Annotated in this window: 15 protein-coding genes, 1 tRNA gene and 1 pseudogene; 8 read left to right on the top strand and 9 right to left on the bottom strand. The window is 57.0% G+C overall.

Annotation, left to right across the window (positions count from 1 at the left end; all coding sequences use genetic code 11):
* Positions 1-253: 253 nt before the first annotated feature.
* Entirely contained in the window at positions 254-2,713 is a 2,460-nt protein-coding gene (locus tag VSQ83_RS12670) for a UvrD-helicase domain-containing protein (protein WP_326426926.1), read from the bottom strand.
* Between the two features lie 266 nt (positions 2,714-2,979).
* Between VSQ83_RS12670 and VSQ83_RS12675 the strand changes: the two genes are divergently transcribed.
* Positions 2,980-3,675 (top strand): pirin family protein, encoded by a 696-nt coding sequence (locus tag VSQ83_RS12675; RefSeq protein WP_133078013.1) that lies wholly within the window; start codon positions 2,980-2,982, stop codon positions 3,673-3,675.
* Positions 3,676-3,999: 324 nt separating this feature from the next.
* On the opposite strand, the gene punC is transcribed toward VSQ83_RS12675, so the two are convergent.
* Entirely contained in the window at positions 4,000-5,181 is a 1,182-nt protein-coding gene (gene punC, locus VSQ83_RS12680; protein WP_219261830.1) for a purine nucleoside transporter PunC, read from the bottom strand.
* 119 nt (positions 5,182-5,300) lie between these two features.
* Between punC and punR the strand changes: the two genes are divergently transcribed.
* Positions 5,301-6,260: a DNA-binding transcriptional activator PunR gene (gene punR / locus VSQ83_RS12685; RefSeq protein WP_219261829.1), complete on the top strand. Its 960-nt coding sequence runs from the start codon at positions 5,301-5,303 to the stop codon at positions 6,258-6,260.
* On the opposite strand, the gene VSQ83_RS12690 is transcribed toward punR, so the two are convergent.
* Positions 6,196-6,807: a LysE family translocator gene (locus VSQ83_RS12690; protein WP_133078010.1), complete on the bottom strand. Its 612-nt coding sequence runs from the start codon at positions 6,805-6,807 to the stop codon at positions 6,196-6,198. The two genes, punR and VSQ83_RS12690, sit on opposite strands and share 65 nt — an antisense overlap.
* Before the next feature lie 238 nt (positions 6,808-7,045).
* Positions 7,046-7,573 (bottom strand): DUF4174 domain-containing protein, encoded by a 528-nt coding sequence (locus VSQ83_RS12695; RefSeq protein ID WP_219261828.1) that lies wholly within the window; start codon positions 7,571-7,573, stop codon positions 7,046-7,048.
* A 226-nt stretch (positions 7,574-7,799) separates the two neighbouring features.
* On the opposite strand from VSQ83_RS12695, the gene VSQ83_RS12700 reads away from it, so the two are divergent.
* The 3 genes from VSQ83_RS12700 (at position 7,800) to VSQ83_RS12710 (ending at position 9,714) form a co-directional block, all read left to right on the top strand.
* The gene (locus VSQ83_RS12700; RefSeq protein ID WP_326426927.1) at positions 7,800-8,339 is read left to right on the top strand and encodes a DUF3455 domain-containing protein; all 540 of its coding nucleotides are present in this window, start codon (positions 7,800-7,802) and stop codon (positions 8,337-8,339) included.
* A gap of 92 nt (positions 8,340-8,431) precedes the next feature.
* Positions 8,432-8,995 carry a sigma-70 family RNA polymerase sigma factor gene (locus VSQ83_RS12705; RefSeq protein WP_219261826.1) on the top strand — a complete coding sequence of 188 codons (564 nt, stop codon included), beginning with the start codon at positions 8,432-8,434 and terminating at the stop codon, positions 8,993-8,995.
* Positions 8,992-9,714: an anti-sigma factor gene (locus tag VSQ83_RS12710; RefSeq protein ID WP_326426928.1), complete on the top strand. Its 723-nt coding sequence runs from the start codon at positions 8,992-8,994 to the stop codon at positions 9,712-9,714. Before VSQ83_RS12705 ends, VSQ83_RS12710 begins: the two co-directional genes overlap by 4 nt.
* Here VSQ83_RS12710 and VSQ83_RS12715 read toward each other — a convergent pair.
* Both VSQ83_RS12715 and VSQ83_RS12720 read right to left on the bottom strand, forming a co-directional pair.
* Positions 9,701-10,285 (bottom strand): DedA family protein, encoded by a 585-nt coding sequence (locus VSQ83_RS12715; protein WP_219261824.1) that lies wholly within the window; start codon positions 10,283-10,285, stop codon positions 9,701-9,703. The two genes, VSQ83_RS12710 and VSQ83_RS12715, sit on opposite strands and share 14 nt — an antisense overlap.
* A gap of 71 nt (positions 10,286-10,356) precedes the next feature.
* Positions 10,357-11,403 carry a DMT family transporter gene (locus tag VSQ83_RS12720; RefSeq protein WP_219261823.1) on the bottom strand — a complete coding sequence of 349 codons (1,047 nt, stop codon included), beginning with the start codon at positions 11,401-11,403 and terminating at the stop codon, positions 10,357-10,359.
* 269 nt (positions 11,404-11,672) lie between these two features.
* Here VSQ83_RS12720 and VSQ83_RS12725 point away from each other — a divergent pair.
* Positions 11,673-11,759 (top strand) — tRNA-Leu (locus VSQ83_RS12725).
* Positions 11,760-11,931: 172 nt separating this feature from the next.
* Positions 11,932-12,141: pseudogene (locus tag VSQ83_RS12730) on the top strand (hypothetical protein).
* Positions 12,142-12,858: 717 nt separating this feature from the next.
* Here the strand turns inward: VSQ83_RS12730 and speB are convergent.
* Together speB and VSQ83_RS12745 are read right to left on the bottom strand one after the other, a co-directional pair.
* Positions 12,859-13,824, bottom strand: coding sequence for an agmatinase (speB, locus tag VSQ83_RS12740; RefSeq protein ID WP_326426929.1), 966 nt, complete (start codon positions 13,822-13,824; stop codon positions 12,859-12,861).
* Between the two features lie 10 nt (positions 13,825-13,834).
* A complete protein-coding gene (locus VSQ83_RS12745; protein WP_326426930.1) occupies positions 13,835-14,914 on the bottom strand; it encodes a polyamine ABC transporter substrate-binding protein in 1,080 nt (359 codons plus the stop codon).
* 111 nt (positions 14,915-15,025) lie between these two features.
* Between VSQ83_RS12745 and VSQ83_RS12750 the strand changes: the two genes are divergently transcribed.
* Positions 15,026-15,925 carry a LysR family transcriptional regulator gene (locus VSQ83_RS12750; protein WP_326426931.1) on the top strand — a complete coding sequence of 300 codons (900 nt, stop codon included), beginning with the start codon at positions 15,026-15,028 and terminating at the stop codon, positions 15,923-15,925.
* Positions 15,926-16,249: 324 nt separating this feature from the next.
* Here VSQ83_RS12750 and VSQ83_RS12755 read toward each other — a convergent pair whose 3' ends face one another.
* The gene (locus VSQ83_RS12755; RefSeq protein ID WP_326426932.1) at positions 16,250-17,323 is read right to left on the bottom strand and encodes a GlxA family transcriptional regulator; all 1,074 of its coding nucleotides are present in this window, start codon (positions 17,321-17,323) and stop codon (positions 16,250-16,252) included.
* Positions 17,324-17,398 lie beyond the last annotated feature (75 nt).

The raw sequence follows: 17,398 nt of genomic DNA on the forward strand, positions 1-17,398 counted from the left end.
AACATTTTTTAACATTGCCGAATAACACAGCCCCATACCAGGCACACTCAGTCACTTGATGTTTTCGGATGGCATCGCACACAAGACAACGGTCGAAGGACCCGGAACTGCGGACACGCAAAATCGTGGGCTCGATGTTGCTGAGCCCTACTCATTCGAGTGCAGTCATTCGAATGCGGTCATTCGGGTGCGGTGATGCCATCCAGGGCGGATGGCAGATGGACGGCCTTGCCGTTTCGACGTTTGCTGAAGATTACGCCCGCAAATCCTCAAAAAACGCCTTGCCTTGAGGCACACGATCAGAGGCCTTGGGGACATTCGGTCCCTGGGCATCCTGATTTTCCAGATACCAATAGCAGTGCTTGACCGCCCGGGTGATGCCTACATAGGCCAGCCGCAGGATTTCGTCTTTCTGGGCGCTGTCATAAGGCTCAGGGTCTGCGTCCTTGCCCAGGCCAGCCATGCGATACACCTGATTCTTGTAGGGCGAAGACGTCAGGTGCTGACAGTCACCCAGCAAGAAAACGGCATCCGCCTGCAATCCCTTGGAGCTGTGATAGGTCAGTTGCTTAAGCCTGCGATCCTCAGGCGCCAATCTAGAATCAACATTAACAACAGACTGAATATCTTTTTCTATCAATAGTTTATCGCTACTTTTTCGATACAACATCAAGATGCGGTCACCGGCGTTGTAATGCTCGATCAGGCGCGCAGCCAACCCCTGATCGTCGCGATGCAGCACATTGACCGGAACTGGCGTCTTGGGCTCGCCACTGGCCTTGGCCTTTTTGCCGGCAATGGAGGGCGCCGCGCGCACAATATGCTCGGCCGCATCGATGATGTGCTGATGACTGCGAAAGTTGTCGCTGAGCATCACCCGCGTGGTCGCGGGCGACGGGAATTCCTTGTTGAACTCCATGAAGTATTTGGGCGAGCTGCCTCGCCAGCCGTAGATCGATTGCCAGTCATCCCCGACACACAGCAGCGATGAGCGCTGGGCCCCGCGCCCCACATGCATCGCCGGTCCACGACTGCGGATTTCGCGCAAGCTGGCGCGCAACCAGGACACGATCTGCGGTGAGACGTCCTGAAACTCATCGATCATCAGATGGGACAGCGGGCGCAGTTGCTCATGGCTCAGCAGCTTGAAATTCTGAGGGGTATTTTCGCCAAACAGGGAGAACATGCGGTTGTAAGTCATGACCGGGGGCGTCTGGGCCAGCAGATGATCCTCCAGCGCCCGCCAGTACAGGCTCAAGGCCTCAAAGAAGAAACGGTCCGGGTCTTCCTTGGCAAAGCGCATATCGCCCACCGCCGCCGCCACGTCGAGCCCCAGGTTCTCGATAAAGCTTGCCGCCGCGACAAAACTGTCGAGCAGCGGCGCTGAACCCAACTCACCCTTGAGCTTGTAATCAAAGCCCGGGCCTGCACTGGCATCACCCGCCATTGAACTGATAACACGCTTGGCAGAGTCATAGCTATCTAGCCAAATCAATGGCTTACCGCAGAAAGCTCGAAACAGAGTGCGCTTTACTGCCCACTCGGCACGCACACTGAGCCGGGCACCTGGACGGCAAATCTGCGGATTCTCCCGAGGATCGAAGCCCAGCACTACCCAGGCATCCAGCTCGGCAATGTAACCGTGGCAATGGAACTGCGAGCCATTGATCTCGACGGTTTCGCGATTGGGCTCGATACCTTTGATCGGCCACGCACCGGCGGCAAACCACAAGTCTTCCAGGGTGTCGCAGAGTTCTTCATCGCGCTTGGCGGCCAGCTCGGTCACGGCCATGCGCTTTTGCACTTCAGGATGGTCGCGCTCCAGCTCCTTGAGCTGCAAGGCATGCATGCGCAGAGGTGCCAGGGTCTGGCGAAAGCGCTCATCGCGGGTGTACAGCCCGTGGTAGCAGGCATTGAGCTGCTGACGCTGGGCATCGTTGATGCGCAGGTCAAACGGGTTGCTGTCGGCATCTTCATCGCTGAGCAGGCTACGGGTGTTCAGGGTCTCGAAGGCCTGCAAGCGGGAGTAGCCGGGCAAGCTGCGCACCATGGGCAAAATCCGCGAGTGAAAGGTGCGCACTACATCCCGGGCTTCCTTGAGCGACAGGGTGCGGCCCCACAAGGCAAAAATCTCTTGCAGCTTCTTGATGAAATCCTTGCGCGATTCGCGGGTAAAGGTCACGACGGTCATCGAATCGAGCTCAAAACCCAGGTAGTGGGTCAGCAGCAGGATCCGCAACACCAGCGACGTCGACTTCCCTGCCCCGGCACCCGCGACCACGGAGGTGGATGGTGTATCGCTGAAGATCATCTTCCACTGTGCGGCACTGGGCTGAGCGTGCTCGGGCAGGATGGCGGCAACATCCGCCTTGATCTGCTTTTTCAGTTCTGGCCCCAGCGGCAGCCGCCAGTCATCGAACAGGTTGTCATCGATACCGGGCGCCCGCAGCTCCTGCGGGCGCGTGTCACTGATAAACAGCACCTGACGGCCCTCTTCCAGGCCTTCGGCATGACCCTCTGAAAAGCCGTAATCGACCCCGGCACTGTGCCCGCTGCGAAACCCGTCCGCCTGGCCTTGCAACCAGGACGCAGCATGTTGTGCCCGCAAACGGTTCAAACCACTGCCAAATAATCGCGCAGCCAGGCGCTTGAACAATGGCAATTGGGTAATGGGGGCAAGTTCTTCAGGCAGTTCGGGGGTGTGTTGCGGCACGCTGACTCCAGGGTGTGAGGCTGTCCGGGCGGATGAGCTATGGTCGCCCCATTGCGCACAGAGATCTAGCTAATTGCTTGAGCATCAGCCGTTTAGGGCAGGCAGTGAAGGTAAAGCCTATTTAGAGACAACACTAGACATCTATTTATTAGATTGGTTACACGCATTTTTTAAGCTTTTTATCGATATGTTCCTGACAGAGAATCACACCATTATCAACCGGGTAGCCGTTCACACCCACGGGCAACCTGAACAGGAGACGTATCATGCTTGAACTCAGACCCTTCACTACCCTGGGCGGTGCCAACCACGGCTGGCTGGACGCCCATCACCACTTTTCATTCGCCGAATACTACGATCCACAGCGTATGAACTGGGGCAACCTGCGGGTGTGGAACGACGACGTTATCGCCCCTGGCACCGGTTTCCCGAAGCACCCTCACCGCGACATGGAAATCATCACCTATGTCCGTGAAGGTGCAATCACCCACGAGGACAACCTGGGCAACAAGGGCCGCACTGAAGCGGGCGATGTCCAGGTCATGAGTGCGGGCACCGGCATTGCTCACAGCGAATACAACATGGAGTCGACACCGACCAGGATCTTCCAGATCTGGATCATCCCGAACAAGGAAGGCGAGGCACCGTCCTGGGGCGCCCGGCCCTTCCCCAAGGGCCAGCGCGAAGGCTTTGTGACACTGGCCAGCGGCAAGGATGGGGACCACGAAAGCCTGGGTATTCGCGCTGATGCACGCCTGGTCGCCGCCAACCTCAAGGCCGGAGAAACAGCCGAGTATCGGCTGGACAGTGGCCGCCGCGCCTATCTGGTACCTGCCACCGGGGTGATCGAAGTCAACGGCCTGCGTGCCAGCGCCCGTGACGGAGTGGCAGTGGTCGATGAGTCGGTACTGCGCGTGACAGCCATTGAAGACAGCGAAATCGTGCTGGTGGATGTGGCCTGATCCGTCTTTGACCTCACTAAACCCGGAACACCCGGTATGCCTGATAAATCATGAATTCCGTTTTTACGACTGCTTCGTCGCAGTGGCGCACCAAACCGAACGCAGCCTCGCACGGCTCGTCAGCGACTACGCACGGGATGGGTAGCGAAACCTGTAGTCGCTGACGAGCCGTGCGAGGCTGCGATCGAGGAGGCACTCCTCGCAAAACCCGGCAATCGCGTGCCACCTGAAGAATCGCGAACCATGGTTTTACGGCTGCTCCGCAGCCGATCGCAGCCTCGTTCTACTCCTCAGCGGCTACAGATTTTCCACCTGCCGCTACCTTCAGGAAGTCACGAATGCCTTGGCATTTGCCTTGCGCCGCTGAATCAAGTAACCCAGCACCGCCAAGGGTGCAGTTGCCAGCATCACTTCAACGGTGATTTGCAGTGGCTGACTGATAAACGCCGAAACCAGCAGGCTGCCCAGAAAACACAGGCCAAGCTGCATGGTGTTTTGCAATGCAGCCGCTTTGCCGGAATTTTCCGAAAACGGCATCAAGGCATTGGCAACCACAATGGGATAACTCGCACCGTTAACCAGTGCCATCAAACAAAACGGAATCAGCAAGGTGGTCAGCGTTGGCTCGGTTTGCGTGGCCACCAGATACAGCCCCACCATGCTCGCGCAGTAAGCGACCAGCAACCAGGGCAACAGCGTACGGCCACTGACCCGCAGCAGTGCACTGCGACAGCTGTAGCCACCGACCAGAAACGCCAGGGTGGGCAGCGCGTAACTCAAGCCTATATCGCTCGGGCTGTAGCCCATGTCGCCCAGGATAAAAGGTGATGCCGTCAACCAGGCAAAGAAGCTGGCCGAGCAAGCGGCGAAGATCATCACGTTGCCACTAAACGGTGCCGAGCGCAGAAGCTGCCAATAGCTCACGCCTGACGCTACCGTCCGGGGTGTTGTGCGCGCTTTTTCCTTGAGCATCAGCGTGGGAATGATCAGCAGTACCGCCAGGCCCAGCAACACTGCGAAGATCGCTTGCCAGCCCAAGTGACTCAAGACCACGGCGCCCAGCAAAGGGGCCAACGCCGGTGAGAGCCCCATCAGCGGCATGATCCCGGCAAATACACGGCTGGCCTTGTCGGCCGGGTAGCGATCAATCACCAGTGCTTGCCAGGTAACGGCCGCCGCACAGATACCGATGGCCTGGATGAACCGCAAGCTCAAGAGCAACACGCTGTTCTCAACCCAGAACATGCCCCCACACCCCAGCGCAAACAGCGACAGCCCCGCCAGCAGCACCGGCTTGCGACCCAGGCGATCCGACAACGGCCCCCAGAGCAACTGTCCCACTGCAAAACCGGCCAAAAAGATACTCAGACTCGCGCCCACAGCGCCGGCAGACAACCCTAATTCACTGCGCAAAGCGCCGAATGCAGGCAGGTACATATCCATCGCCAGGTAGCCGAGCATGCTGAGCCCGGCCAGATAACAGGTAAAACCAAAAGAATTCTTCATGTGCACCCAAAAACTTGCCATCAAACAATTTGTTGACTGCCGCCCATTATCCAGCCGAGGATCAGCTTGTGAAGCGATAATAATTGCCAACTGGCATCGAATTCTTTGAAGGCAAACCCATGTGGTCCGAATACTCGTTGGATGTCATTGATGCGGTAGCCCGCCACGGCAGTTTCAGTGGTGCGGCCCAGGAGCTGCACCGCGTCCCCTCAGCCGTCAGCTACACCGTTCGCCAGTTGGAACAGTGGCTGGCCGTTCCGTTGTTTGTTCGTCGCCACAGGGATGTGGAGCTGACGCCCGCCGGGCAGATGTTTGTCAAAGAAGCCCGCGACGTGATGAAAAAAATGCTGGGCACCCGTCGCCTGTGCCAGCAGGTTGCCAATGGCTGGAGCGGTCAATTGCGGGTGGCCGTGGACTCCATCATCAAGCATCCGCGCTGCCGGCAAATGGTGATCGATTTCTATCGGCACTTTCCCGACGTGGAGCTGATTGTCCAGTACGAGGTGTACAACGGTGTGTGGGACGCGCTGGTGGACGGTCGCACCGACATTGTTATCGGCGCCACGCGAGCAGTGCCGGTGGCGGGCAGCTTTGCTTTTCGCGACATGGGCTTTCTGCACTGGCTGTGCGTGGTCAGCCCACAGCACCCCCTGGCTTCGGTTGTGGGGTTGCTGGGCGATGATCACCTGCGCCCCTTCCCTTCACTGTGCATGGATGACACCTCCCGCAGCCTGCCCAAACGGGACACCTGGACGCTGGACAACCAGCGCAGAATGATGGTGCCCGACTGGGCAACGGGGCTGGCCTGCCTCAGCGACGGGCTCTGCGTCGGCATGGTCCCTGCCCACCTGGCCCAGCCCTTGATTGAACAGGGCAAGCTGGTGGCGCTGCACTTGCAACGGCCCTTCCCGGCCAGCCCTTCATGCATTGCCTGGTCGCAAAAAAATCACTCCCCGGCCATGAGCTGGTTACTGGAGTATTTGGGCGACACGCCAACCCTGAGTCAGGAGTGGCTCAATGAACATCAAACAGAATCGGATACAGCGACACCACCAGTAGAGTTGCCATCGTCAGATTGAACGCCAACAACCATTTTGGCTTGGTCAGAACACTGCGTAACGCGCTGCCACAGCCTGCCCAGACACACACGCTGGGCAAGTTGATGACGGCAAAGACCAGGGCGATGATGAACACATTGGCGATGTACCCCTGGGACGGCGTGTAGGTAGTGATTGCACCGACGGCCATCACCCAGGCCTTGGGATTGACCCACTGGAACGCCGCTGCACCCCAGAACCCCAAAGGCTTGCCCTGGGCAGAATCCGAATCCGAAACCGGCCCTGACGTGGCGACTTTCCAGGCCAGGTACAGCAGGTAGGCCGCGCCCAGGTAACGCAACACGGTATAGGCCACAGGCACGGCCTTGAACACACCGCCCAGCCCCAGCCCTACCGCCAGTACCAGAAACATGAAGCCGAAGCTGATGCCCAGCGCGTGGGGAATGGTGCGCCTGAACCCGAAGTTGACGCCCGATGCCAGCAGCATGGTGTTGTTGGGCCCGGGCGTGATGGATGAGACAAACGCAAACAGTGCGAAGGCAGTAATCAGTTCAAGGGAGAACGGCATGAGGGTATCCGGCAGTCAGAGGAGCGGTTGACTCACCCTATCGGATTACAGTGCTGGCATTGCGCTACAGCTGGGCTCTATTTTTACCACACACATTTGAATGTGTACTTTCGTTTTGACGACGGGATTTTCACACCACTTTCACATCGTCGGGCCTAGATTGGATCCACTCCTTAGTGAATCCCATTTGGCCCGCTTCCCCCAGCGGGCCTTTTTTTGCCTGTCTTTCAATGACCTCTCAGTCTTCCAAGGCCTTGACCTGCTTTGCCGGTTTGGCCGACTTGCCCGCAGCAGCGCCCTTGACTGGAGTCTCGACCGCAACCGGCGCCTGGGTTTCCTTTTCAGTCGAAGGCAAGGCATCGATGGTTTTGAACAGCTCGCCAAGATCAACGTCGCCGACTGTCTCGACTTTCTTTTCGCCATCCTTGCCGATCAGGATCACTTTGGCCTTGTCAATGATCATCCCCGGCTTGAGTCCGCGAATCATCGACATCGTGCTCTGGGGCTCAAGGTCCTTGCCATCACGTTTGCCAGTGATCCCGACAATTGTATAAAGCACCATGTTGCGTTCGTTGAAAGCCTGTTTGGTGGCCGGGTCTTCGAGTGCTTTCTTGAGGGCTACCAGGGTTGGATCAGCCTCGGCACGGGCAACAATCACCAATGGACGAGCTTTGCCGCGATCCTGTTCAAGGGGACTTGGAACTTCAACAGCTTGCACCGTGCCACTCACCAGCACACTGGCAAGGATCAATAAACGGATAAACATCCAGATCTCCTTTTATTATCGGACCGGCTTCGCGAGCGTGTTGCCAATGCCTTGAAACCCGTGGCGTTGAGCCTGTAACTCAAAGCTTAGGCCAAGGGCTCAGTCACGCAACCGGGTCCCGGACTTTGCCTTTCATGTTTATTTTTTGCAACTGCATCCAAACCCCTCGCCTACGGGTAGTACCTGTAACAGCCACTACGCTGTTAACCCATCAGGAGATAGGTACATGAACGTAAAACGCTTGATCAGCCATGCCAGCGTTACACTTGCCGCCGTGATGTTTGTCGGGGTGCCCGTCGCCTATGCCCAGGCTGATTTGCCCGAAAACATTAGGGTTCCCGACGGACACAAGATGGCGATGACGACAGTTGGCGTAGGCGAAATCACTTACGAGTGCAAAGAAAAAACCAATGCGCCCGGTCAGATGGAATGGTTTTTTGTCGGTCCAAAAGCCCAACTCAACGACACAAATGGTAAACAAGTCGGCACCTATTTTGGCCCGCCAGCCACCTGGCAAGCCCTGGACGGTTCCAAAGTGACGGGCACCCAGCTCGCGGTAGCTCCCGCCGGCGCAGGCAATCTGCCGTACCAACTGGTCAAGGCCAATCCGGCTGAAGGCAAAGGCGCCATGAGCGGCGTGAGCTATATCCAGCGTGTCGCCCTCAAAGGCGGCGTGGCTCCCAGCAGCGAATGCACGGCCGTCAACAAGGGCCAGCGCCAGGTGGTTCCTTATCAGGCTGACTACATTTTCTGGGCCAGCCGTTAAGATCCGTGGCTTGTAGCGTTTCTCGTCTACGCTGCTCCGATGGAGCCTGGGGTAATGCCCCGGGGATGTCCCACCTTTAACGGCTGAATACAGTGACGCTACCTGAGCCATTGTTTGACTATGAAGCCTGCCTGTTCGCCTGCGCCCGCGGTGAACGGCAGGCGCTGGTTGCCCTGTATGCCCAGGAAAGCGCACGACTGCTCGGTGTTGCCAGGCGCATTGCCCGCGACAACGCTCTGGCCGAGGACATCGTGCATGACGCCTTTATCAAGATCTGGACGCGCGCTCCCAGTTTTGACCCTCAGCGCGGGTCGGCACGGGGCTGGATTTTCAGCGTGACACGGCATCTGGCTCTGAACTTCATGCGCGACAATCGCCTTGAGCTTCAAGTCAGCGAAGACAGCGAACTGGCACTACAGCCCCTGGCCGACCTCGATGGCAGTCAGGCGCAGGATGCCCTTGAATGGCGAACGGGCTCCGAGCGGATTTACGGCTGCCTCGAACAACTCGAACCCGCCAGGCGTACGTGCATCGTGCATGCCTACGTCGACGGTTATACCCACGCCGAAATTGCCGAAAAACTGGCCACGCCCCTGGGCACGGTCAAAGCCTGGATCAAACGCAGCTTGAGCGCCTTGCGCGAGTGCATGGGATGACTTTCAAACCTGAAGACAACGACCCGGCCGACCTTGATGCTTTGGCGGGCGAATACGTGCTGGGAACCCTGGACGCGCAACAGCGGCGCTCAGTCGAGCAGCGCCTGGCCCATGAAGCCGACCTGCAAGCAGCGGTGCAGCGCTGGGAAGCGCGCCTGTTGCCACTCAACGACCTAGTGCCCGCACAGACGCCATCCAGGCAGCTGTGGCCTCGAATCGAACGCAGTCTCAACGCGTTGAATGTCCCTGTACCCCGGACTCAGGCCAGCACATCCTGGTGGAACCTGCTGCCATTGTGGCGCGGCCTGTCAGCTGCGGGCCTGGCGGCAACCCTGGTGCTGGGCACGGTGTTATTGACCGCAACCCCGACAGCTTCACCGCCTGCTTACATGGTGGTACTGGTCGCACCGCAAAATCAGGCACCAGGCTGGGTGATCCAGGCCAGTAACCGCCAACACATCCAGCTTATCCCCTTGGGCATCGCACAGGTGCCCAGCGACAAGGCGCTGGAGTTCTGGACCAAGGGCGATGGCTGGGATGGCCCTGTGTCCCTGGGGCTGGTCAAGCCTGGACAAACCTTGTCATTGCCACTGGATCGCTTGCCACCGCTGGAGCCCAATCAACTCTTTGAGCTGACCCTTGAAGGTCCCAACGGCTCGACGACTGGAAAGCCTACTGGCCCGATTCAATTTATCGGCCGTGCCGTCAAAGTGATTTGACGGCCTTGCTTCTCGCCCGGTAATGACGTGCCACGGCCACGGCAACCATCAGCGCAATGACCCCTAGCGCAATCGGCAAACGATACGGCTTGAGGTCGCCCAGCATCCCTTCCAGAAACTCCCCGGCCCAATACCCGGCGCTGGCAAACAGCGTTGCCCATATGGCAGCGCCCAACGCGTTGATGCAGGTGAATTTCAAAGGCGAAACCTTGCAGGCCCCAATCACCATCGGCCCGACCAGCCGCATGCCATATAAAAACCGCACCGAAAAAATCGATACCGCTGGATGCTGATTGATCATTTGAGTGACCCGGTCGATGACAGCCTGCTGCTTGTGCAGGCGCGGCAGCAGGCGAGCGCCGAAATACCGACCGATCCAGAACAGCAACTGATCACCCAGCATCCCCGCCAGACTGGCGTAACCAATCACCGGCAAGAGCTTGAGCACATGCTGGTGCGCGGCCATACCGCCCAGCAGCAGGATGGTTTCACCCTCCAGCAGACACCCGATGAAAATGGCCAGATAACCATAGGTTGCCAGCAAGTAATTGAAGTCGATGTGTTCGAACATGGGTGCTTTATAGCTCCATTGAAGGTCTGGGTGTTACGGCGTCCCTGCGACTCAATCTATCACGCAGCCACTCAGTGCCGATGTCGATGGTGAATATCCGGAAAATGCGGATGGCTATGACTGATCACGTGATGTTGATGGGCATGACTATGGGGGGCGTTCCCGGTGACTTCTTCATCATGTTCATGCTGATGATGTTCGTCGTGGGCATGCCGATGGGTGTGCTCCAACGGCTGATGCAAATGGACATGCTCATGGCGCTCGGTCAGGTGCAGCCAGACGCCAAACATCATGAACGCCGCCGCGACCCAGAACAGCACCGACACCGACTCACCCAGGACCAGGATGGAGATCGCCGCGCCCAGGAAAGGTGCTGTCGAGAAATACGCTCCGGTCCGCGCAGCCCCCAGGCCACGCAATGCCAGTACAAAAAGCACCAAACTGACACCGTAGCCCAAAAAGCCGATCAGCAATGTCGGGCTTAGCACCGCAAGTGGCGCAATCTTTGCGCCCATCATCAGCGCGATCGCGCAGTTCACCAGCCCTGCGAACAACCCTTTGGCCCCTGCAATAAATAGCGCGTCTGAAGCAGACACCTTGCGCGTCAGATTGTTGTCAATCGCCCAGCACAAACAGGCAAACGCGACGGCCAGCGGCCCGAGCAAGGAGAGCGACACACTTGACGCCATGCCTGAAGGCCAGGACAACACAACACCCCCGGCGATAATCGCCAGCATGCCCAGCACAATCCGCCGATCGGCGTTTTCCTTGAACACCACCCACGCCAACAGTGCCGTCAGCACGGGTTCAAGATTCAACATCAGCGACGCGGTGGCGCCACTGGTCAGGGTCAGACCGAACATCAAGGCCACAGGCCCCAAAATCCCGCCAAACACAATCGCCCCGCCCAGCCAGGGCCACTCGCCTGCACTCAAGCCAGACGCCTTCCAGCCTCGATCGCGAATACAGCGCACCAGCAGCAGCCCCACCCCGCTGCCCAGATACAGCAAACCCGCCAGCATCACCGGTGGAACCTCGGCCCCCAGTACCTTGGCCAAAGGCGTACTGGCCCCAAACAGCGCCGCTGCAGCCAATGCGTAAACCACACTCGTATTCATCACATCCACTTCTTTAATCGTCGTGCATGCAGCCTAGACCAGCCCCCAAGAAACGACCGTCTTAGCGGCACAAACCTTGGGGCGTTCGGTATATCTATGATTTTCCGAAGGTTTTACTCAGCCGTAAGGCAAAAAAATGTACCTGAATGAACGCTATCGAACTTGCCTCATCGGCGCAGGCTCTATATATTCGTCCACCTGTCACGCAGGCTCTTGAGTACTTTGACTTCTAAAGCACCTTCCTTCCTGACCCGCTTCACAGCGCTACCGCCCGAATGGCGAAACTGGTAGACGCATGGGACTTAAAATCCCCCGCTCGTAAGGGCGTCCCGGTTCGATTCCGGGTTCGGGCACCAAACAAATCAAGGGCTTGCATGAGATTCTTCGTGCAGGCCCTTTGTTTTTTGTTCCGCAATTCTAAAAGCTGTTCCGCAATCCTCCTCTTTTACCCACCCCTAGCGTTCTGCCAACGTACGAAAATCCATCCCCCGCTCGCCTGCTAGACTCTTCCTTAATAGAGGATCGCTTATGCCAAACTCAGATCTGATTTCCGTACTGCTTTACAAGCTCAACGAAAATCAACTTGCCTTGGAAGCTGCCATCATGGAGCTAGCGATATGGGCTGAGCAGTAAGGCTCATCTGAGGTGGGAGGAAATATCCGTGGCGCGCTAGAGGTCATTACCCTGAACGAAGAGTTCATCAATATTTCACTAAAAACGCTCATGCCACCTGAATGAAAAAGCGTAACTGATGCAGAGATGCATTTACCTAGAGTAAATCACTTGAAAGTAGTTCTAGTGAAGCTTGATGGAGTCATCACCAACCGCTAAAAGCTGATAATCGATTACTGCCTGGATAGCGACTCAGCCAATATTTGCAAGCGATCAATTTCCTCTTGTGGGCATCCTGAAGCTTTAGCCTCACGATAAAGACGCAGGGCTTCTAAGGCCTCTAAGATCAACGGCTCACCAGCCTGCGTCATTCCCAGAATTGTCCTCTTCATCAGTACCCACCCTCTCAGTACTCACATCAGTCTATGCTGCCCACTGACATTCAGTCTCGACCCATAACTGTAGCAGACCAAAGGCAGCTATCGGCCAAAAGCAGTCATTCATCCAGGTACCGTTTTCGGCCAAAAGCTGACGTCACCCAAGCCGCTTCCGCTAACGTATGACGGTCAGCCTGGGTGTGCAAGGTGACATCGGCAGACGCTTACCGAGGTACTTCAGCATCATGTAGATGTCCTCATTTTCGGTGGCGAGGACCAGCAACCCCAGCGAATCGAAGCCGTGAATCGCCCCTAGTTTCGTAGACACGCCGAGTGACCGCTTCTGGCCGATAGCAGCCGCTCATGAAGGGCTGCTATCGGCCATAAGCTGCCTTTCACCCGTCCACAGAAAAACGCTTAACGTATCCTGCTGAAAGAGAACAATGAAAAGGGATACTTCTTGGCTTTACGCCTTGAACTTGTGTCGGGCCGCGTATAGGCAAACCATCTCCATCGCAATGGTTGCCCCGGCTAATGCAGTCACTTCAGCATGGTCGTAAGGTGGTGATACCTCCACCACATCCATGCCGATTAAGTTGATCCCGCATAAGCCCCGCAGGATTTCCAGAGCCTGGTGGGTGGTCAATCCACCGCATACAGGGGTGCCAGTGCCGGGGGCAAAGGCCGGGTCCAGGCAATCAATATCGAAAGTCAGGTAGACCGGTCTATCCCCTACTCTGGCGCGGATCATTTCAGCAATGATTTCTGGCGTATTTCGATGCACCTCACGCGCGTCGATCACCTGGAATCCCATGACGTCATCATTGGTGGTGCGCAAGCCGATTTGCACCGAGCGCGACGGGTCGACCAGGCCTTCGCGGGCAGCGTGGTAGAACATAGTCCCGTGACTGATTCCCTGCTGGCTATCATCGGCATCAGGCCAAGTGTCACTGTGGGCATCAAAATGCACCAGGGAGATTGGCCCGTGCTTTTTGGCGTGTGCCTTGAGCAATGGGTAGGTGATGAAATGATCTCCGCCCAGGGTCAACATGGTGCAACCCGCCTTCAGGATGCTTTCGGCATGGGCCTCAATAGCGGCCGGGGTCTTTTGTGGCTGACTGTGGTCGAAGTCGCAATCGCCGTAATCGATCACGGCCAAGTGATCAAAGGGATCAAACGTCCATGGATAGTGGCGCTCCCAGGCGCTCTGCACCGATGCGGCACGAATCGCCCGGGGGCCGAACCGGGTACCGGGGCGGTTAGTGGTCGCGGTATCGAACGGTACGCCGCTGACTACCAGATCTACACCGGTGAGGTCACGACTGTAGCGGCGGCGCATAAAGCTGGTCACACCGGCATAGGTCGCTTCCGAATGCGTGCCGTAGAGACTCTCACGAGTGATCGCCTGATCGTTACCTTTAAAGATTTCCATGTTGGTTTCCTCAGGTTTTAGTTCGGAAGGTGTTCCACACCCGCGTGCGTTCACGTTGCGCCCGCAAAGGCAGAAGCTTGTCGGTAAACAAATGCTCACGTACCTGCTGGGAAGGATAGATATCCGGATCGCCGGTAATCGCGGGATTAACCAGTGCCGTCGCCGCCTGATTGGCATTGGCGTACGTCAGGTTATTGGTTAGTTCCGCGATGGACTCGGGCTGCAGCATGAAGTCGATAAAGGCCATGGCTGCCTCGGGATGCGGTGCGTCGGCCGGGACTGCCATTGTGTCAAACCAAAGTAAGGTGCCTTCACGCGGAATGCGGTAAATCACCTCGAATGCCTGCTTTGTTTCTCGCGCCCTTGCCGCGGCAGTTCCTGCGTCGCCGTTGTAGACCAGGGTCAGACACACTTCGCCCTTGGCCAAATCATCGATTTGGCGGCTGCTGTTTACATAGCGCAGGTTGGGTTGCAATTTGCCGAGCAGTGATTGGGCCTCCATCAGGTCCGCCGGATCATTGCTGTAGGGCGAATGCCCCAGGTAATTGAGGACGATGCTGAGCACTTCTTGCGGCGAGTCCAGCACCGCAATCCCGCAGTCTTTCAGTTTGCTCGCGTATTCTGGCTTGAACAGCAAGTCGAGACTGTTGAGCGGCGCATCAGGAATGCGCTTTTGCACAGCCTGCTTATTTATGCCCAAGCCTATCGTGCCCCATGAGTACGGCACCCCGTACCGATTACCCGGATCGACTGCAGCCAGCTTGGCAAGCAACGCAGGATCCAGGTTGGCGTAATGCGGCAGTTGCCCTGGGTCAATGGCCCGCAAAGCCTTGGCCTTGATCGCCATCCCCAGTGACGTGGCTGAGGGGAAAACCACGTCATACCCGCTGCGCCCGGTCATCAACTTGCTGTCTTGTTCATCGGCGCTAGAAAATACATCGAGTGTGACCTTGATTCCGGTCTTATCCTTGAAACGCTGCAGCGCTTGCTCCGGCACATACTCGGCCCAAGTAAAGATACTTAACTCTTTATCGGCAGCCTGGACACTTGCTCCCAGCGACAGACACAACAAACCGACCCAAGCACGCATGTGATCACTCCTCTGCCAGTAACAGTGAAGAGATCCTAGAAGATGCCATGCTTTAAATAAATATGAAGCATGCTAACTTGGCATTCATAACTATCAATGTTTGGAATGTCCATGCTCAGCCAGGTACGCGATCTTGATCTGCATTTGCTGCGTTTGTTCGTCACCGTGGTGGAGTACGGCGGCTTCAGCGCAGCTCAGGGTGCGTTGCGCATAGGGCAATCAACCATCAGCACCCAGATGGCCAAGCTTGAAACCCGTCTTGGCTACCGATTGTGCGAGCGCGGCAAAGCCGGCTTTCGATTAACGCCCAAGGGCGAACTGGTGCTACAAGCCACACGCAGGCTGTTCGCCTCAATTGACCAATTCAAGGGTGAAACCCAAGGCATGGCCGATACCTTGCTAGGCGAATTGTCCATCGGTTTGTCGGAAGCGCTGGACTCACATGTGCTTGAGCGGGTAGCCAATGCCATCGGCAACTTTCGCAAGCGCCGGCAAGCGGTCCAGATTGAGTTGATCAGCGCCATGCCGGCCGAGTTGGAGAGGCGCCTGCTACAAGACCAGTTGCATCTAGCGATCGGCTATTTTTCGGGGCATCAACAAGCCTTGAATTACCAACCCCTGTTTGACGAGCAGCAACGCCTTTACTGCGCCAAGGGCCACCCGTTATTTGGCGTGAAGAGCCCAAACCAAGCACAATTGGAGGCGTGCGACGGAGTCCATCACCCTTACCGCTTCAGTGTCCCGGCCGAACCTTTTCTCCCGCGCCAAAGCACTGCCCGTACGGAACAAATCGAAGGCACCTTGACCTTTATTCTCTCAGGTGCCCACATCGGATACCTGCCCCGCCACATTGCCGAGCCCTGGCAAGCACGCGGTTTTGTGCAACCGCTTGGTACGGAAACTCTGGGTTTCAATGTGCAATTTCATCTAGCCAACCATCGCGGGCGCAATCCTAGTGAGGCGCAGCTCGCCCTAATGGAAGATTTGAAGCTCGCGTTTGCAAAAACCTAACTCAAGATCGAATCGAGGCCCACAAGCTCGCGGAGACCTAGCTGACTCTGCTGCCTCTAGGTTCAGCGTGGCCGGATACTGTTGCTCAGGATCATTGGACGAGTTAAACACTGACTCGCGACCAATATTGACCGCTGCCTGGCTGAAACAACAGGCAGCTTGGGTCGGTGACTGCCTGTCGCCACCGGCAGCAATGGGCAGCTCTCCGACGATCATGTTGATTAGCGTGCTGGTGAAATCCAATGGAATCGGTGGTCATATCCAATGCAAACGCTTGGCCAAGTGCAACGCAAACGAGTGGTCAGTACCGATGCAATCAGGTGGTCAAGTTGAGTGCAATTTCGCATTATGGTCAGGCTCAATACTCAGTCCCTTGATCAAGTCATCGACTCTTTCCTTGGGGCCAGACTCGTCAGCCCGCCACCAACGACTAGATATGCGCATGGTGTAGCGACGGCGATATTCCGAAGGCGTGACTCCCGTTGCTCGACGGAACAGGCGCCGGAAAGCGCTGGCATCCTGATAGCCGCAGTACTCCATCACTTCAGTCAGATCTACCAAGGTGACTTCCAATAATTGCTTGGCCCGTTCCACCCGCAGTCGGTGCAGATAGTCGAGCGGCGTCATGCCTTCTACTTCTTTGAAATGACGCAGCAAGGTGCGAGGACTCGCTGCCGCTTCCTGAGCGACGCGTTCCAGGCTGTAAGGCGTCTGAATGTGCTGCTGAATCCAGTGCTTGGCACGGAACACCACGCTGTCACGGGTCTTTACCGAAATGCCAGGGAAGTTAAGGCTCGAATGCTCAAAACGCATTGGGTGATAGAGCAACCCATTGGTCGCAATCTGCGCCATTTCTTCGCCTGCAAAATGACGAATCAACTCCACCATCAAATCGCATACGGCTGCCGGCGCGCCTGCGGTAAAGACCAACCCGTCAACCACCACCGGGCCTTCCATTGCCAACTGCACCGCAGGAAAGCTTGAGGCAAACCAATTGGCAATCATCCATGTGACCGTCGCACGCCGGCCGTCCAGCACACCCGCTCGAGCCAGCATCACCGGGCCGTTAAAGCTGGCTGCAACGACACGTCCTTGAGAGTGATAACGCGCGATGCAATTCAGCTCCTCGGTGCATTGATCGAGCACATGCTTAAGATCCGGCACGCTTTTCATCTGCACCCCTGGCACAAACAGCGCGGTCTGCGAAGGCCGCAACGCTTTGCGCCCTCCGGAAGGCGATTGCATCCCTGACAACCAGTCCGGAAGCGGCAGTTCATGGCCCGCTGCATCAATCAATCGCCAGTGAAAAAAGGCCCCTCGCTTATCCGGATTACGCATCTGCCACAGGTTATTAAAGGTGCGCAGAATGTCGATCACACTGAACAGCGTCCCGGCCATGCCATGGGGGCTGTGCAATAAATCTATTCGGACGTTCATCGGTCCACCTGGCGTTATTGGATTTATTTTTGGCGA

This window comes from Pseudomonas sp. DSV-1, assembly GCF_035830915.1.
Taxonomy (GTDB): Bacteria; Pseudomonadota; Gammaproteobacteria; order Pseudomonadales; family Pseudomonadaceae; genus Aquipseudomonas.

Coding starts and splice junctions, on each gene's coding strand:
- VSQ83_RS12675 (WP_133078013.1), top strand. CDS start 2,980: ATGCTTGAACTCAGACCCTTCACTACCCTGGGCGGTGCCAACCACGGC.
- punC (WP_219261830.1), bottom strand. CDS start 5,181: ATGAAGAATTCTTTTGGTTTTACCTGTTATCTGGCCGGGCTCAGCATG.
- punR (WP_219261829.1), top strand. CDS start 5,301: ATGTGGTCCGAATACTCGTTGGATGTCATTGATGCGGTAGCCCGCCAC.
- VSQ83_RS12690 (WP_133078010.1), bottom strand. CDS start 6,807: ATGCCGTTCTCCCTTGAACTGATTACTGCCTTCGCACTGTTTGCGTTT.
- VSQ83_RS12695 (WP_219261828.1), bottom strand. CDS start 7,573: ATGTTTATCCGTTTATTGATCCTTGCCAGTGTGCTGGTGAGTGGCACG.
- VSQ83_RS12700 (WP_326426927.1), top strand. CDS start 7,800: ATGAACGTAAAACGCTTGATCAGCCATGCCAGCGTTACACTTGCCGCC.
- VSQ83_RS12710 (WP_326426928.1), top strand. CDS start 8,992: ATGACTTTCAAACCTGAAGACAACGACCCGGCCGACCTTGATGCTTTG.
- VSQ83_RS12715 (WP_219261824.1), bottom strand. CDS start 10,285: ATGTTCGAACACATCGACTTCAATTACTTGCTGGCAACCTATGGTTAT.
- VSQ83_RS12720 (WP_219261823.1), bottom strand. CDS start 11,403: ATGAATACGAGTGTGGTTTACGCATTGGCTGCAGCGGCGCTGTTTGGG.
- speB (WP_326426929.1), bottom strand. CDS start 13,824: ATGGAAATCTTTAAAGGTAACGATCAGGCGATCACTCGTGAGAGTCTC.
- VSQ83_RS12745 (WP_326426930.1), bottom strand. CDS start 14,914: ATGCGTGCTTGGGTCGGTTTGTTGTGTCTGTCGCTGGGAGCAAGTGTC.
- VSQ83_RS12750 (WP_326426931.1), top strand. CDS start 15,026: ATGCTCAGCCAGGTACGCGATCTTGATCTGCATTTGCTGCGTTTGTTC.
- VSQ83_RS12755 (WP_326426932.1), bottom strand. CDS start 17,323: ATGGCCGGGACGCTGTTCAGTGTGATCGACATTCTGCGCACCTTTAAT.